The organism is Candidatus Nitrotoga sp. 1052, from assembly GCF_927312905.1.
In the GTDB taxonomy this organism is placed as follows: Bacteria; Pseudomonadota; Gammaproteobacteria; order Burkholderiales; family Gallionellaceae; genus Nitrotoga.
Genome location: NZ_CAKMHQ010000014.1, coordinates 22,972 through 38,379 on the forward strand (window position 1 = coordinate 22,972; position 15,408 = coordinate 38,379).

General features: G+C 53.1%; 17 protein-coding genes. 13 read left to right on the forward strand and 4 right to left on the reverse strand.

What is annotated here, in order from left to right; genetic code table 11:
- The first annotated feature begins 137 nt into the window (after positions 1 to 137).
- A complete protein-coding gene (locus MJ768_RS02600) occupies positions 138 to 1,259 on the forward strand; it encodes a CapA family protein (protein WP_239287787.1) in 1,122 nt (373 codons plus the stop codon).
- Positions 1,260 to 1,347: 88 nt separating this feature from the next.
- Here MJ768_RS02600 and MJ768_RS02605 read toward each other — a convergent pair whose 3' ends face one another.
- Positions 1,348 to 1,794: an NUDIX domain-containing protein gene (locus tag MJ768_RS02605; protein ID WP_239287788.1), complete on the reverse strand. Its 447-nt coding sequence runs from the start codon at positions 1,792 to 1,794 to the stop codon at positions 1,348 to 1,350.
- Between the two features lie 227 nt (positions 1,795 to 2,021).
- Between MJ768_RS02605 and MJ768_RS02610 the strand changes: the two genes are divergently transcribed.
- The gene (locus MJ768_RS02610) at positions 2,022 to 2,849 is read left to right on the forward strand and encodes an alpha/beta hydrolase (protein ID WP_239287789.1); all 828 of its coding nucleotides are present in this window, start codon (positions 2,022 to 2,024) and stop codon (positions 2,847 to 2,849) included.
- A gap of 63 nt (positions 2,850 to 2,912) precedes the next feature.
- On the opposite strand, the gene MJ768_RS02615 is transcribed toward MJ768_RS02610, so the two are convergent.
- Positions 2,913 to 3,899 carry a zinc-dependent alcohol dehydrogenase family protein gene (locus MJ768_RS02615; RefSeq protein WP_239287790.1) on the reverse strand — a complete coding sequence of 329 codons (987 nt, stop codon included), beginning with the start codon at positions 3,897 to 3,899 and terminating at the stop codon, positions 2,913 to 2,915.
- Between the two features lie 260 nt (positions 3,900 to 4,159).
- On the opposite strand from MJ768_RS02615, the gene MJ768_RS02620 reads away from it, so the two are divergent.
- From MJ768_RS02620 to MJ768_RS02655, 8 genes are all read left to right on the forward strand, one after another.
- Complete coding sequence (locus tag MJ768_RS02620; protein ID WP_239287791.1) at positions 4,160 to 4,609, forward strand: Hsp20/alpha crystallin family protein; 450 nt, start codon at positions 4,160 to 4,162, stop codon at positions 4,607 to 4,609.
- Positions 4,610 to 4,837: 228 nt separating this feature from the next.
- Entirely contained in the window at positions 4,838 to 6,460 is a 1,623-nt protein-coding gene (gene groL / locus MJ768_RS02625; RefSeq protein ID WP_239287792.1) for a chaperonin GroEL, read from the forward strand.
- 57 nt (positions 6,461 to 6,517) lie between these two features.
- A complete protein-coding gene (locus MJ768_RS02630; protein ID WP_239287793.1) occupies positions 6,518 to 7,021 on the forward strand; it encodes a BCAM0308 family protein in 504 nt (167 codons plus the stop codon).
- 61 nt (positions 7,022 to 7,082) lie between these two features.
- Entirely contained in the window at positions 7,083 to 7,328 is a 246-nt protein-coding gene (locus MJ768_RS02635; protein ID WP_239287794.1) for a CBS domain-containing protein, read from the forward strand.
- A 108-nt stretch (positions 7,329 to 7,436) separates the two neighbouring features.
- Positions 7,437 to 7,886, forward strand: a complete 450-nt coding sequence (locus MJ768_RS02640; protein WP_239287795.1) for a CBS domain-containing protein — start codon at positions 7,437 to 7,439, stop codon at positions 7,884 to 7,886.
- Between the two features lie 33 nt (positions 7,887 to 7,919).
- A complete protein-coding gene (hpf, locus tag MJ768_RS02645; protein WP_239287797.1) occupies positions 7,920 to 8,288 on the forward strand; it encodes a ribosome hibernation-promoting factor, HPF/YfiA family in 369 nt (122 codons plus the stop codon).
- Positions 8,289 to 8,407: 119 nt separating this feature from the next.
- A complete protein-coding gene (locus MJ768_RS02650; protein WP_239287798.1) occupies positions 8,408 to 8,911 on the forward strand; it encodes an Hsp20/alpha crystallin family protein in 504 nt (167 codons plus the stop codon).
- Positions 8,912 to 9,043: 132 nt separating this feature from the next.
- Positions 9,044 to 9,517: a YbhB/YbcL family Raf kinase inhibitor-like protein gene (locus MJ768_RS02655; protein WP_239287799.1), complete on the forward strand. Its 474-nt coding sequence runs from the start codon at positions 9,044 to 9,046 to the stop codon at positions 9,515 to 9,517.
- Between the two features lie 158 nt (positions 9,518 to 9,675).
- On the opposite strand, the gene MJ768_RS02660 is transcribed toward MJ768_RS02655, so the two are convergent.
- Together MJ768_RS02660 and MJ768_RS02665 are read right to left on the reverse strand one after the other, a co-directional pair.
- Positions 9,676 to 10,308, reverse strand: a complete 633-nt coding sequence (locus tag MJ768_RS02660; protein ID WP_239287800.1) for a phosphoribosyltransferase — start codon at positions 10,306 to 10,308, stop codon at positions 9,676 to 9,678.
- Between the two features lie 119 nt (positions 10,309 to 10,427).
- Entirely contained in the window at positions 10,428 to 11,972 is a 1,545-nt protein-coding gene (locus tag MJ768_RS02665; RefSeq protein ID WP_239287801.1) for a bifunctional aminoglycoside phosphotransferase/ATP-binding protein, read from the reverse strand.
- 255 nt (positions 11,973 to 12,227) lie between these two features.
- Between MJ768_RS02665 and MJ768_RS02670 the strand changes: the two genes are divergently transcribed.
- From MJ768_RS02670 to ispB, 3 genes are all read left to right on the forward strand, one after another.
- On the forward strand, positions 12,228 to 12,491 hold the full coding sequence (locus MJ768_RS02670; protein ID WP_239287802.1) for an accessory factor UbiK family protein: 264 nt from the start codon (positions 12,228 to 12,230) through the stop codon (positions 12,489 to 12,491).
- Positions 12,492 to 13,988 (forward strand): YifB family Mg chelatase-like AAA ATPase, encoded by a 1,497-nt coding sequence (locus MJ768_RS02675; RefSeq protein WP_239287803.1) that lies wholly within the window; start codon positions 12,492 to 12,494, stop codon positions 13,986 to 13,988. It begins immediately after the preceding gene.
- Positions 13,989 to 14,212: 224 nt separating this feature from the next.
- Positions 14,213 to 15,181, forward strand: a complete 969-nt coding sequence (gene ispB, locus MJ768_RS02680; protein ID WP_239287804.1) for an octaprenyl diphosphate synthase — start codon at positions 14,213 to 14,215, stop codon at positions 15,179 to 15,181.
- The last annotated feature ends 227 nt before the right edge of the window (positions 15,182 to 15,408 follow it).

Genomic DNA, 15,408 nt, shown 5'->3' on the forward strand with positions numbered 1-15,408 from the left:
AAGCCTGCCGCTCTGGGACAGGGTGGATGATGGACCGGCGGCGCTTCCTGGCTTGCACGGGAAAATCATTTCTGGCCGGTCTTCTTGGAACACAGCCTGGCTTTGCCCTAGGCTCACACGTTAAGGAGCATCGAGTCATGCACACGGAAAAACCCTCGCGCCGCATCACTCTGTTTCTGTGCGGTGACGTCATGACCGGCCGGGGCGTCGACCAGATACTGCCTCACCCCGGAAAGCCCCATCTCTTTGAATCCTACATGCGTTCGGCACTGGGCTACGTGGAACTCGCCGAAAAGGTGAATGGCCGCATCCGGCACCCGGTGGATTTTGCCTATATCTGGGGCGACGCCCTGGGCGCTTTCCAGCGTGCGGCGCCGGATTTGCGCATCATTAATCTGGAGACCGCGGTGACCGCCAGCGAGGATGCCTGGCCCAACAAAGGCATCCATTACCGCATGCACCCTGCCAATCTTCCCTGCCTTACCGCAGCCGGCATCGACTGCTGCGTGCTCGCCAACAACCACGTTATGGACTGGGGCTACAAAGGTCTAGCTGAGACCTTGGATAGCCTGCACCGGGCCGGCATCGGCACCTGCGGTGCCGGCCGCGACGCCGCCGAGGCCGCAGCGCCAGCCATACTGAACATACCGGACAAGGGTCGGGTGCTAGTCTTTGCTTGGGGCACGGAAGACAGTGGCGTGCCCCGGGAATGGGCCGCAGGCGAGAGTCGGCCCGGCGTGAACTTACTGGCCGATCTAACGGCCCGCAGCTTGGAGACCATCACCCAGCAGGTGCATGCCGTGAAACGGCCTGGCGACCTGGTGGTGGCCTCCATCCACTGGGGTGGCAACTGGGGCTTCGTTGTCACAACGGAACAGCGTGCATTCGCCCACCGTCTCATCGATGCGGCCGGGGTAGACGTGGTGCATGGCCACTCCTCCCACCACGTGAAGGGCATTGAGGTCTACCGGGACAAACCTATTCTTTACGGCTGCGGCGACTTTCTGAATGACTACGAAGGTATCACCGGTTACGAACAATACCGGGGCGACCTGGCCCTGATGTATTTTCCTACCTTGGAAGAGGGCCGACTGACCCGCTTCGCCATGATTCCCACCCAGACCCGCCGTCTCCAAGTAAACGCTGCCCCGGAGGCGGGAGTGCGCTGGCTGATGGCGACGCTGAATCGGGAGGGACGTCAGTTCGGCACGCAGGTGACCAGACTGGCGGAGCAGGATTTGTTGCTTCATTGGCAGTAGGTTGTGAGTAATCCCACCTCCTCCACTTTTCCTGCGGCGCAATGCGCACCGGAAGGTTGACGAGAAAAGGATGAAAGGCAGGTCGTATTCAGGTCTCCAACAGCTTCCGCGCCCAGACCAGGACAGGCTGCAGGCGCGGCGGCAGCAAGTGTGCCGCTTCCCCGAAGCTCACCCAGCGCCATTCGTCGTGCTCCGGCCGCCCGATCTGCGGCGATACCGGCAAGACTATGGTCTTGGTGGCAGTTTCGGCCAGGTAGTAGCGCGCCACTTTGCCGCGGCCATAAGGTTCGGTCTCGCAATAGTGCTCACCCCAACGGAAGGCGAGGTCAGTGATGGAGGTTTCCTCCGCCGTTTCCCGGATGGCCGCATCCAGCAGCGCTTCGCCCGGCTCCACCATGCCTTTTGGAAAGTCCCAGTGTTGGTATGAACGCAGCATCAGCAGGCGCCAGCCGGTGCTTTCCCGGCGGACGACAACCACTCCGGCAGAGAAGCACACAGGCTTTGAGCGCATTGGCGTTTGAAGTTTAGCAGTCATGTTCCGCAAGCTTTAGAATACGTTCAGCAAACAGCAAGAAGTATATGTGTATATTGCCAAGGCTGCGCGCAATTGGCGGCAAGTTGAACGCTCGTTATTAATGGCTGGTTCTATGGAGGATGCCAGATGGGAAACTCGGAACAATGTTATGGACCGTTGTTGAGATTGATTTACCATAAAATCGTCAACACAAAAATGAAGCTCAAACAGGGAGCCGGGTGCGCCTGATGTGGCACGTTCTGGGTATTCTGGCAGCGGCCTATGGTGGACTCGCGCTGGCACTATATTCTTTTCAGTCGCAGTTGGTCTTCTATCCGGGAACCGGACGCGAGATGACTGCCACTCCTGCTCAGGTTGGTTTGCCATACGAAGATATCCATCTGAAAACTTCCGATGGCATCAGTTTACACGGCTGGTATGTCCCTGCCGCGCAGCCGCGTGGCACAGTGCTATTTTTGCATGGCAACGCAGGAAACATTTCCCACCGGCTCGATTCAGTGCGGATGTTTCATCGTCTGGGCTATAGCACGCTGATCTTCGATTATCGCGGTTACGGGAACAGCGGCGGCACGCCCACCGAGCAGGGCACCTATCTTGATGCCGAGGCCGCATGGCGCCACCTGGCCGAACAACGGCACATCCCTTCATGCCGCATCGTGTTGTTCGGAGAATCAATGGGCGGTGCCGTTGCCGCGCAGTTGGCCGCCCACCAAAAGCCGGGTGCATTGGTGATCGCTTCCGGCTTCACTTCCGTGCCCGATCTTGCGCATCACATCTATCCATATCTCCCGGTACGATGGCTGGCGCGTATCCATTACGATACGCGGGAATATCTGCGGACTGTTACCGCGCCGGTGCTGATCGCCCACAGCCCGGAAGATGAAATCGTTCCATTCGAGCACGGGCATGCGCTCTTTGCTGCGGCCAATCCACCCAAGCAGTTTCTCGAACTCGCCGGCGGCCATAACGACGGTTTCATTTTTATGCGTGAATCATGGATCAAGGTGTTGGGCGATTTTCTTGGTGAGCGGATAGATGCGGCTTGTATCCAGTGAAGCACGTATCTTTAAATCAGTATGCCGAATCCGGCGCACCCTGCTGCACGGCTTCAGGTTTCTCTATGCCATGACCAGCACGGCTGCGCCGCGTATGCTGCCATTTCGAAGTCGATCAAGGGCCTCGTTGGCCTGCTCTAATCGGAAGGTTTCGACCGCTGTCCTGATGCCAGCCTTTGGGGCGATATTAAGGAATTCCTCGCCATCGCGGCGAGTGAGATTGGCAATGGATCGAATAGTGCGCTCCCCCCACAGGATGGAATAGGGGAATCCGGGCACATCGCTCATGTGAATGCCGGCACAAACAACAGTCCCGCCTTTGGCGGTGTGACGAAGCGCCTCCGGTACCAGTGCGCCGACGGGTGCGAACAGGATGGCGGCATCCATTTCATCGGGTGGCGCTGCTGTGGAATCACCTGCCCATGTTGCGCCAAGCTCTTTGGCGAAGCGCTGCCCGGCCAAGTCGCCCGGCTTGGTGAAAGCAAAGACCGTACGCCCTTGCCAACGGGCCAGCTGGACAATTATGTGGGCCGCGGCGCCGAAACCATAAATGCCGATCCGCTCCGCATCGCCGGTGGCAACCAGTGCGCGATACCCGATCAACCCCGCGCAAAGCAGAGGGGCAGCTTCAGCATCGGTATAACCTTCCGGCAAAATAAAGCAATAGCGCTGGTCAGCCACGGCGTATTCCGCATAACCTCCATTCAGCGTGTACCCAGTGAAACGCGCGTTATCGCACAAATTTTCGCGCCCGCTGCTGCAATAGCGGCAATGCCCGCAAGTGTGGCCCAGCCACGGCACGCCCAACCTTTGCCCGATGGCAAACCGCTCGACCCGCTCACCCTTGGATGCAACGACGCCGACGATCTCATGACCGGGTATCAGTGGCAGCTTCGGCCCGGAAAGTTCACCGTCCTGTATGTGCAGGTCAGTACGGCATACGCCGCAGGCGCTCACTTTTAGCAGAACTTCATCAGCGCCGCATTCAGGCTGCGGCAACTCGACTTGTTGCAGGGGCGATCCGGGTGCTTCCAGAACCATTGCACGCATGCTGTGCCTCTTTTCATTATCCGATAAGCGAAGCTTACTATAAGCAACTATCCAAAATATTTAGATATGTTCGATACCGCACCGACCGATTTTAGTGTTACTTTTATTATGTAGCATATCATCGGAATGTTTAATTCTTGGCGATTGGACTTGTCCGAATTGCTTTATGTGACAAAGTGAGCAAGTCTGCAAGACTGTCAGCGATGAAGTGTAACTGCAGTATTTAAAAGAAATTTAAATCACTTTAATGGAGAAATATCATGTTGAATATCATTCCGCGTTCTCCCCTGTTAAGCAATATCGCTCGCTTCGATCCATTCACAAATATTGACGAATTGTTCAAAGGGTTCGGGATGCGTCCGTTTTCCATGGAAACGGAGACCCCTTCCCTGATCAAGATTGATTTAACCGAAAATGACACGACCTATACTGTGCGCGCGGAAATCCCCGGAATGAAGAAAGAGGACGTCAAGGTGCAAGTGGATGGCAATCGTGTTTCCATCAGTGCCGAGACCAAGCAGGAAAAAGAGGAAAAGGAAGGCGAAAGGGTCATTTGCCGCGAGCGCTATCAAGGATCAAGCTATCGGAGCTTTACTCTGGGCAGCGATGTGGACGAGAGCAAAGCCCAGGCCAAATTTGAAAACGGCGTGCTGGAATTGACATTGCCGAAGAAAAACGGAAAAACTGCCAAGCAGCTCGAAATTAAATAACCTGGCCAGTCTTTTTTTTTAAAGAGAGAAATCATAATCGAGCCTTTACCCTGTGTGTAAAGGCTCGATTCATGAAGTACTGGTCTTCCCGGCACGGCACTGCCCGGTGGATGCGTCAGCCAAACCATAAAATCATGAGAGAAAAACCGTTCTCCATGCAATAAAAACAACATAGCCGTGGCAGTGATAGAAGTCTGACCCCGGGCTGCACCCTATCTGGAGGTTTTCATGTCGGCAAAGCAAATCCTGTTTCACAATGCCGCCCGTGTCAAAATTGTCGAAGGCGTGAACATTTTAGCGGATGCGGTCAAGATGACCCTCGGCCCCAGAGGCCGCAACGTCATTCTGGAGCGTGCCTTTGGCCCGCCTCTTGTGGCTAACTCCGGTGTCATCGTGGCAAAAGAAATCGAGCTTGAAGACAAGTTCGAGAATATGGGTGCGCAGATGGTGAAGGAAGTCGCCAGCAAAACATCCGACGTGGCGGGAGATGGCACTACTACCGCTACGGTACTGGCACAGGCGATCGTCCGCGAAGGGATGAAGTTTGTCGCAGCCGGAATGAACCCGATGGATTTGAAGCGCGGCATTGATATGGCGGTTGCCGCCACCATCGAAGAACTCAAAAAGGTTTCTAAGCCCTGTACGACCAGTAAAGAAATTGCTCAGGTCGGCGCTATTTCCGCCAATGCCGACACTTCTGTTGGCGAGATCATTGCTCAAGCCATGGACAAGGTAGGCAAGGAAGGCGTGATCACAATTGAAGATGGCAAGAGTCTGCAAAACGAGTTGGAGATAGTGGAAGGGATGCAGTTTGACCGTGGCTACCTGTCTCCCTATTTCATCAACAATCCCGACAAGCAGATCGTCGCGCTGGATGAACCATGCATCCTCTTGTATGACAAGAAGATCAGCAACATCCACGATTTGCTGCCGTTGCTGGAACAAATCGCCCAGGCTGGTCGCTCGCTGCTCATTATCGCCGAGGATGTTGAAGGAGAGGCGCTGGCGACCTTGGTGATCAATAACCTCCGCGGCACTTTGAAAGCTGTTGCCGTCAAGACCCCAGGCTTTGGTGATCGGCGCCGTGCCATGCTGGAAGATATTGCCATTCTCACCGGCGGCACGGTGATCGCCGAGGAAGTCGGCCTTACCCTGGAGAAGGTCACACTGGAAGATCTCGGCAAGGCCAAACGCGTCGAAGTCGGCAAGGACAATACCACGCTTATCAGCGGTGCAGGCGATGCCGAAAAGATCCAGAACCGCATCAAGCAAATCCATGATGAAGCCGAAAAATCCACCAGCAATTACGACAAGGAAAAACTGCAGGAGCGCGCAGCCAAGCTCGCTGGCGGTGTCGCGGTAATCAAGGTTGGCGCTGCGACCGAAACAGGGATGAAGGAGAAGAAAACCCGAATTGAAGACGCGATGCATGCAACCCGTGCTGCAGTCGAAGAGGGAATCCTGCCAGGCGGCGGTGTGGCGTTGCTGCGGGCCAGAGCGGCACTCAGCACACTGAAGGGCGGCAATGACGAACAGGATGCGGGCATCACGATCGTGCTGCGGGCATTGGAAGAGCCGTTACGGCAGATTGTTGCCAATGCCGGCGGAGAGCCTTCGGTGGTGCTCGCCAAGGTGCTGGAGGGCAAAGATAGCTTTGGTTACAACGCAGCCACCGAGGAATATGGCAATCTCATTGAAATGGGTATCCTCGACCCCACCAAGGTCACTCGTTCTGCGTTGCAGAATGCCGCTTCGATTGCCAGCCTTATTCTCACCGCTGACGCCATGATCGCGGAATTGCCTGAAAAGAAACAAATGATGCCCGGCGAGATGGGCGGGATGGAAATGTAGCGAAAACCGACTGACCCGACAAATTCTGTTAACTATTACCAAAGGATACTACTTACCATGGGTACTCAAAGCACTCCCCCCAATTTCCGCCAAATTTCCCGGCACGACGGTCTTTTCAAGGAACGCGTGCACGATGCCTACAAATCCAAGGGCAAGCCGCTGGAGCCGTCCGTCTGCTCGCAGTGTGGCGCCGTATTTCATGAAGGGCGCTGGCAGTGGCTGCAAGCGCCGGCAAATGCACATAGCCTGCAATGCCCGGCCTGCCATCGCATCCACGACCATTATCCCGCCGGCTTCCTTACCATGAAGGGTGAGTTCTTCCGCGCCCATCGCGAGGAAATCATGCACCTGGTGCACAACCATGAACAACGCGAACGGAAGGAGCATCCGCTCCAACGCATCATGGCTGAAGAAGAAAAAGAAGGCGCGACATTGGTGACCACCACCGACATCCATCTGGCCAGGGGCATAGGTGAGGCGTTGCATCATGCCTACCAGGGCGAACTGGATTTCCACTACAACCCGGAACAAAATCTGTTGCGCGTGAGTTGGACTCATTAACCTGAGCGCCCCGTAAATCATGCAACTTGGCTCCGATGTGTTTGTAAACAAGGAGGCTGTCATGCCTATTGAAGATATTTGCAATCGCGAAGCCGTCTTGTTGCAGCGGGACGACACTGTTCTGGAAGCGGCCAAGCTCATGCGCCAGCATCATGTCAAGGATGTGCAAGTCATCGAAAATCGCGACGGAGAGATGGTCGCGGTGGGGATCATCACCGACCACGATCTCGTGGTGGAGATCATGGCTCCGGAACTCGATTATATGGTCATCACGGTGGGCGATATCATTGACCTGCATGCGGTTTAGCGCCGGAGTGTTTGTTGTTTACAATGATGCCAGTCATTAAATCAATAATATTCCTCAAAAAGCAAGATGCCTGGTCCTGAAAATTTGTAACCCAAGATGGAGAACAAGATGCCTGTCAGTGAAATTTGCAATCGGGAAGTTGTTGTTGTGGAGCGTAACGATACTGCCCTGGAAGCAGCCAAACTCATGCGCCAGCATCATGTTGGCGATGTACTGGTCGTGGAAGATCGCAACGGCATTCGGGTTCCGGTGGGGATCGTCACCGACCGCGATCTGATAATGGAAATCATGGCTCCGGAACTCGATGATACGGTCATTACAGTGGGCGACATCATGACGCAGGAGCTGGTTACGGTGAAAGGGAGCACGGGCATATTCGAGGCGATTCAGTATATGCGCCAGAAGGCTGTGCGGCGCTTGCCGATAGTCAATGATAGTGGAGGGTTGATCGGGATCCTTACGTTGGATGACCTCTTGGAGCTGCTATCGGAAGAATTGCTCGAGATTGCCAAGCTGGTGAGAAATGAGCAACAAAAGGAAACAAGAAGCCGTCGTTAGTCAGACTTGTATTTAATTTTAGGGGAGAAAACCGTGCAGACACCATTACAAATCACCATCCGCGATGTTGAACATTCAGAGGCACTGGAAACACGTATTCGTGACAAGGCGCAAAAACTCGAAGAGTTCTTCAAACATATCATGTCCTGTCGTGTCGTAGTCGAGGCGCCGCACAAGCATCATCATCAGGGCAAGCAATTTAATGTGCGCATCGACATTGGTGTGCCCGGTAATGAGATTGTGGTTAACCGTGATCATCACGAAGATGTTTATGTCGCCTTGCGCGATGCCTTTGATGCCGCTAAACGCCAACTTGAGGACTACGCGCGCAAAACGCGTGGGGATGTCAAAACTCACGAGCCGAAGCGCTCGGAAGAACGCAACGATTCAGTTCTAGAGTGAATGGATGACGGTTCGATCGAATCGTAGCGGCAACCGGTTGTTATAGAGGCTGTATAGCCACAATTTTTTTGTCATGATGTGGCAAGTACTGGTTATAGAAAAGAAAAAGGAGCGTGAGCATGCTGGATTCCTTGAAACAGGCAGGAAAAAATATTGGACATGGGCTTGGCCGTACATGGGAGAGCCTTGCGGAAGGCTGGCGCGAGCTACTCGGTCGAGGTAACGACGCGCTTACTCATTTTGCCCGAAGCAAGGATGAGGAGCAGAAAACAGGCACCACTCTCTCGACCTTACCGCGTTGGAGCCTGTTAGCCGGAGAAGTTGAGGAAACGGACAAAGAGATACTGGTGCATATAGAGGTTCCGGGAATGGAAAAAAAAGACTGCCATATCACGATCGAGAACAACATGCTCTACCTCTCCGGTGAGAAGCACTTTGAACGCGAAAGGAACGATAGCACCTACCATATCATGGAACGTGCCTATGGCGCTTTCCAGCGCACTATCCCCTTGCCGCGCAATGTGGATACAGACAAAGCCGAGGCGAGCTACAAGAATGGGGTGATGACCGTCCGCCTGCCAAAGGTTGCTGGAAAAAATGCCAAAACTATTCCATTAACATGATGCCTTTAAAAAAATATCACACCATTTGCTAGACGCACGTTGCGATTCTGCTGGGGATCTTTTTCTCATCTCTATGCTTAGCTGAAGTAGCCGAACGGACTCACTCGTTAGCGATAAAGAGGAACCATTATTATGTCACTAACCATCACATCATCGTCTTTCTCTCACAATGGCACCATTCCGGCTCGCCATACATGCGATGGTCAGGATATTTCACCAGCACTTACCTGGACAGATATACCTGATGGCACCAAAAGCTTGGTCTTAATCGTCGATGACCCAGACGCCCCCGATCCGGCTGCTCCCAAAATGACGTGGGTACACTGGGTGTTGTACAACCTCCCTCCAAATGTTAACGGTTTGCCTGAGGGCGTGGAGGCAAGAAAACTCCCATCAGGAACCTTGCAAGGAATTAACGACTGGTCGCGCACCGGCTATGGCGGGCCGTGTCCGCCGGTGGGCAGCCATCGATACTTTCATAAGCTCTATGCCTTAAATACCATTCTGCCGGACGTGAAAAATTCAACCAAGGCAATGCTGGAAAAGGCGATGCGAGGCCACGTTATTGCACATGCTGAACTGATCGGGCGATATCAGCGGCATTAATCGTCAGTTCGGTAATCGTGCGGGTAGCATTTTGACTAGATTGTAAGTAGCTTGGGAACAGGAATAGCTGGTTCACTAGCTTTTTTGCCAAGATGCCTCAATTTACGCATCAGGCCCATGGACACATCTAATTCAACAGTTGCGGTTCTGCGCGGTGATCATTTAGTAACTTCCCCTAGCAGCGCTATCACTTCTTCGTCACTTACTTGAGGGAAGGATTGATAAAACTGTCCCACCGCATAAAACTGTTCCGGCGCAGTCAAACACACCACTTTATCGGCGTAAGGTGTCACCTTGGCTAATGTATCTGGCGGCGCCACCGGCACGGCGCAAATCAGTTTTTGCGGATGCTTGGCACGCAATGCATGCAGTGCAGCGATCATCGTGGAGCCAGTAGCCAAACCATCGTCCACAACGATAACTATGCGCCCCGCCGGGTCAAGCGGCGGACGCACCGGCGTGTAGCTGGCGCGTCGCTGGCGCATCACCTCAAGCTGAGTGGCCTTTTCGGATTCGATATATTGCTGGCTTCCCGCTACCCGCTCAGCATATTCAGTGAGATAGACCCAACCTGTTTCATCCACTGAGCCGATGGCAAATTCCGGGTTGGCCGGTGCGCGCAGCTTGCGCACCAGCACCACATCCACTTCACCATCCAGCGCATCGGCAATAATTTTTGCCATTGGTACCGCGCCACGCGGAATTGCCAGCACCAGCGGATGCTGGCCGCGATATTGGGACAGTTGCTCTACAAGTTTGGTTGCAGCATCGTTACGATCACGAAACAACATAGTTCTTCCTCCTTATGTTAATGCACGCCTGAAAACCATGATGCCACTTATTGCTGAGATATTAAAATCTGGGTTGGTCATGCCGACGAACGCATGACGGGTTAAATATAAATTTAAACTTAAATTAGATCGGTCGATTCAGTCGTTCCAGATATTCGTGTCACCACGTTTAGCTCGTCTGCACCCAACAACTGGGCGGTTTCGATCTGATGTTGCAGGACACGCAAATTCGCCTCCGAAGCATCTTTTCCCTGTGCAGCACGGTGGCTGATGCGATCGCGTAACGTGGCGAGATCCACCTGTATATCCAGTATACGAAAACACACACCGCGCCGTTGTGCAATCTTCCTGAACAAGTCACGTTGCCAGTATGCGAGGAAAGCTGCATCGACGATTACCGGATAGCCTGCGCACAACAAACTCTCTGCTAGACGCACCAAGTGGGTATAAGTACGGAAGCTAGCTTCCTCCGAATACAATGCCTCTCCTATTCCACTGCTACTGCGCGCCAGAGCATCCAAACCGGCCAGACGCTTGCGTTCGATATCGGAACGCAAGCGAATCATTCCTTTATCTTGCAGCAGTGACTGTGTGAGCGTGGTCTTACCGGAACCTGACAGGCCGTGTGTAATCCAGAGTTGAACCGGTATATTTTGAGTCAGATTTTCGGCCAGTTGCAAAAAGGTACTAACTTCGGCGCTGCTTGTTCCGGCATTGTCGTCATCCGACTGCTTGGCGCGCAGAGCCGCGACTTTAGCGCGCACCAATGCGCGGTATACGGCGTAATAACGCAACAGCGCCATGCCCTCATAGTCGCCGCTGATCTCCAACCAGGCATTGAGAAAACGCATGGCCAAGTCACGGTGCTGGCGATGCAGCAAATCCATAAAACAAAATGCAACTTCAGAGATGACATCAATCCAGCGCAAGGCTGAATTAAATTCAATACAGTCGAAAATCAGTAACTGGCCGTTCACCCACGCCAGATTGCCCAAATGCAGATCGCCATGACACTCACGGACCCAGCCATCACGCTTGCGTTCGCGCATCAATGGTGTAAGTCGGCCGTGTTCGGCAACACTCCAGCATTGCAAATCCGCCAAACGCTGGCTTTCCGCCGTACCCTCCAATAGACCGGTCAAGTGTTGAAAATTTTCTACGACTGATTGTGCTATCGTACCTGGCTCACCCCACAGACTATCCGCGGATGCGCGGGCACATTCAGCAAGGTGGAAATGCGCCAGCCGTGCGGCAAGTTGGTCTATTTGCACAGTGGCCAGTTTACCGCGTTCATCAATAGAATCAAGGGTTGCACCGAAAGGAAACTGGCGCATTTTCACGGCATATTCGATGATCTCGCCTTGGCCTCCGATACGCGGTTTATCCAAGCTGCCGGTGATGGCAACCACGCCAATATAAATGTCTGCTGCCAGCCGACGATTCAAACGCACCTCTTCGGCACAAGCCTGCTGCCGTTGCTCCAGCGTGCTAAAATTTAAAAATCCCAGATTCAGCGGCTTTTTAAGCTTGTAAGCATACTCTCCCGTGAGTAACACCCAGGAAATATGCGTTTCGATCAACTGCACTTTTTCAACTGCGTGGTCATAGCAGGCCGGGCTGATCAGCGCGCGAATGAGCGTTGGCAGTTTCTCTAATTTACTCATCGCCTGTACAAGTGGGGAGCTGCTTTATCATTCAGACTGTGCTCTGTCTGCAACGGCTAGTGCGATGACCGCAAACAAATTTCATGCTACCTGACTTTGTCACAATTAAACAATTGGTTGTTATAAACAAAGTAACTAGCTGAAGCGGCATACCATTTCATGCGGCATTGTTTGTACTTGCGCTATCAGACTCAACTACAACCCAAGCAAAGTTTGCTACACTATATGCCTAATGCGTAGGTATGGAGATACACGATGTTCAATGCAAAATTCTTTGATGAAATTTCCGACAAATTAAGCAAAGCGGTGGCTAACAGCCCGGCAAGAGATGTTGAGAAGAATGCCCGCGCCTTGCTGGCGCAAGGTTTTACCAAGCTGGATCTGGTGACACGCGAAGAATTCGATGTGCAAACCCAGCTGTTATCACACACAATTGAAAAATTGACGGCACTGGAAGCACGGGTCGCCGCCCTTGAAGCACAAGCAACCCCAAAAGAAGCACAAGCAACCCCTCAATAAATGAGCCTCGCGGTTTTATATAGCCGCGCCCTCTCCGGCATGGATGCCGCGCTGGTCACTGTCGAAGTGCATCTCGCCAATGGCCTGCCCAGTTTTACCATTGTCGGCCTGCCTGAGACCGAAGTGAAAGAAAGCAAGGACCGCGTCCGTGCGGCTTTGCTGACTTGCCAGTTTGAATTTCCCAGCCGCCGCATCACGGTTAATCTCGCACCTGCGGACCTACCCAAGGAAAGCGGACGTTTTGACTTACCCATCGCGCTAGGCATTCTCGCCGCATCTGGACAGATTCCCTCAAACCGCCTTGCCGAATATGAGTTCGCCGGTGAACTGGCGCTTACCGGGGAGCTACGACCGATACGTGGTGCGCTTGCAATGACCTATCACGCAGCGTCCAACGGACGGGCATTTATCCTTCCTGAAATAAATGCTGTCGAAGCGGCGCTGGTAGAAGATGCAGCAGTATATCCAGCGCAATCTTTGTTGCAGGTGGCAGCACATTTATCTGGTCGCGCTTCACTCACCCGTCAAGTCGCCAGTGCACAACCTGTTATGCCGGACTATCCGGAAATGCGCGAAGTCAAGGGTCAAGGGCAGGCCAAGCGCGCGCTGGAGATTGCCGCCGCTGGCGGTCATAGCGTGCTGATGAGCGGCCCGCCCGGCACCGGCAAATCGATGCTGGCGGCGCGTTTCCCCGGCATCCTGCCGCAAATGACTGAAGCTGAAGCATTGGAAAGCGCAGCCATGCAATCGTTAGGCGGCATGTTTGATGTAAGCCGCTGGAAAATAAGACCTTACCGATCACCGCATCACACTGCATCAGCAGTAGCTATGGTCGGCGGCGGCAGCAATCCGCGTCCCGGTGAAATCTCTATCGCAATGCACGGCGTACTGTTTCTTGATGAATTGCCGGAATTTGAACGCCATGTACTAGAAGTGCTGCGCGAGCCGCTGGAGAGTGGACGCATCACCATCTCTCGCGCTGCGCGCCGCGCCGATTTCCGCGCGCAATTTCAGTTACTTGCTGCAATGAACCCTTGCCCGTGCGGCTATCTTGGCCATTACAACGGCAAGTGCCGTTGCACACCCGATCAAATTGCACGCTATCGCGGCAAAATTTCTGGTCCGCTGTTAGATCGCATAGACATTCAGATCGAAGTTCCCGCAGTGCCACAGGAAACCTTGCTTAAACAGGCTGATGGTGAAACAAATAGTGATATTCAAGCGCGTGTGAACGTAGCGCGGCAACGTGCATTAACCCGCCAGAACAAGCCGAATGCACAACTCACGGTAAGCGAGATTGACGTTCTCTGTGCGCCCGATGCACAAGGTGCCGCACTGTTGCAGCAAGCCATCAGCCGCCTGAATTTATCTGCACGAGCTTATCACCGCGTACTCAAAGTGGCGCGCACTGTTGCCGATCTGGCAGGCAACGAGAACATTCTTGCTTCTCACATCGCTGAGGCTGTACAGTATCGCAGGATGGGCAGACAGGGATAGTTGGGAACAGCAGATCTATACCTCAAGTCTCATTTTCGGCTGGTATAAACATCATCAAATGGAGTTCGCAATGAATTTTCCATAGTAAATTCTGGCACGTGATTCCATGCAAGAATGCTATCGCAAAATCATGTTTGCTTGACATGGCATCAATACAGTCCATACCATCGCGGACTTTTGTTAATTACCACCGTTTGTTTAATTGCCATCATTGGGGGTTTGTTGTGTCGTTTGAAGCTATAAAACAATCTCTTGCCTCAGATATGTCCGTTGTGGACAAAATTATACGTACCCGCTTACATTCAGATGTGGCACTGGTCAATCAGATGAGCGAGTACATTATCAATAATGGCGGCAAACGGCTGCGCCCGGCATTGGTGGTGTTATCCGCCAAGGCATTAGGTTACACCGGCGAATATCATCACGGCCTGGCGGCAGTGGTAGAGTTCATTCATACCGCCACGTTGCTGCACGACGACGTGGTGGATGAATCAGAGCTGCGCCGTGGACAAGCAACTGCCAGCGCCTTATTTGGCAATGCAGCGAGTGTACTGGTTGGCGATTTTTTATATTCGCGCGCTTTTCAAATGATGGTCGAAGTAAATAACATGCGTGTGATGCAAACGTTGGCTGACGCTACCAACACAATTGCAGAAGGTGAAGTATTGCAATTGTTGAGCTGTCATGACGCGAGTGTGGATGCAGCCAGTTATTTGCGCGTGATCTATTGCAAAACAGCCAAACTATTCGAGGCGGCGATGCGGCTCGGCGCTATCCTGGCGCAGGTTGACAGCGCCACCGAAGAAGCTGTGGCGAAATATGGCATGCACTTGGGAACAGCATTCCAATTGGTGGACGATACTCTGGATTATTCTGGTGACGAGCAAGCAACCGGCAAAAACTTAGGCGACGACCTATCTGAGGGCAAACCCACATTACCGCTTATTTATGCCATGCAGCACGGTGACACCAGCCAAGCTGCGACGGTAAAGCTAGCCATTGAGCAAGGCAACATCGAAGGTTTTGCCGAAGTATTGCAGGTGATCAAACAAACCGGTGCCCTGGAATATACCCGGCAGCAGGCACAAAGAGAATCAGATGCGGCATGTGCGGCACTATCCATCTTGCCAGATACGGCTTACAAGCAATCTTTACTGCAATTAGCTGATTTTGCCGCCACACGGCAATTTTGATTAGGCTAATCTTGGGTAAATTACCCCGAATGTTGCACACGGGATTTCGCTGTTACTCGTCCCATCTTTGAACAAATACTGAACTATTTAGTGTCTCCCATCTCGCGGATCCGAATTCTGCAGCTGACAATTCCCAAAAAATTTAACAAAATCGCAAGAACCTCTCGCCAGCGGCAAAACTGACGCCTTAAGCTATCCATTCCACAAGATTGATGCATGATCATCAC

Coding starts and splice junctions, on each gene's coding strand:
- MJ768_RS02610 (WP_239287789.1), top strand. CDS start 2,022: ATGTGGCACGTTCTGGGTATTCTGGCAGCGGCCTATGGTGGACTCGCG.
- MJ768_RS02670 (WP_239287802.1), top strand. CDS start 12,228: ATGTTCAATGCAAAATTCTTTGATGAAATTTCCGACAAATTAAGCAAA.
- MJ768_RS02675 (WP_239287803.1), top strand. CDS start 12,492: ATGAGCCTCGCGGTTTTATATAGCCGCGCCCTCTCCGGCATGGATGCC.
- MJ768_RS02640 (WP_239287795.1), top strand. CDS start 7,437: ATGCCTGTCAGTGAAATTTGCAATCGGGAAGTTGTTGTTGTGGAGCGT.
- MJ768_RS02615 (WP_239287790.1), bottom strand. CDS start 3,899: ATGCGTGCAATGGTTCTGGAAGCACCCGGATCGCCCCTGCAACAAGTC.
- MJ768_RS02620 (WP_239287791.1), top strand. CDS start 4,160: ATGTTGAATATCATTCCGCGTTCTCCCCTGTTAAGCAATATCGCTCGC.
- MJ768_RS02635 (WP_239287794.1), top strand. CDS start 7,083: ATGCCTATTGAAGATATTTGCAATCGCGAAGCCGTCTTGTTGCAGCGG.
- MJ768_RS02600 (WP_239287787.1), top strand. CDS start 138: ATGCACACGGAAAAACCCTCGCGCCGCATCACTCTGTTTCTGTGCGGT.
- MJ768_RS02630 (WP_239287793.1), top strand. CDS start 6,518: ATGGGTACTCAAAGCACTCCCCCCAATTTCCGCCAAATTTCCCGGCAC.
- MJ768_RS02655 (WP_239287799.1), top strand. CDS start 9,044: ATGTCACTAACCATCACATCATCGTCTTTCTCTCACAATGGCACCATT.
- MJ768_RS02650 (WP_239287798.1), top strand. CDS start 8,408: ATGCTGGATTCCTTGAAACAGGCAGGAAAAAATATTGGACATGGGCTT.
- MJ768_RS02665 (WP_239287801.1), bottom strand. CDS start 11,972: ATGAGTAAATTAGAGAAACTGCCAACGCTCATTCGCGCGCTGATCAGC.
- groL (WP_239287792.1), top strand. CDS start 4,838: ATGTCGGCAAAGCAAATCCTGTTTCACAATGCCGCCCGTGTCAAAATT.
- MJ768_RS02660 (WP_239287800.1), bottom strand. CDS start 10,308: ATGTTGTTTCGTGATCGTAACGATGCTGCAACCAAACTTGTAGAGCAA.
- MJ768_RS02605 (WP_239287788.1), bottom strand. CDS start 1,794: ATGACTGCTAAACTTCAAACGCCAATGCGCTCAAAGCCTGTGTGCTTC.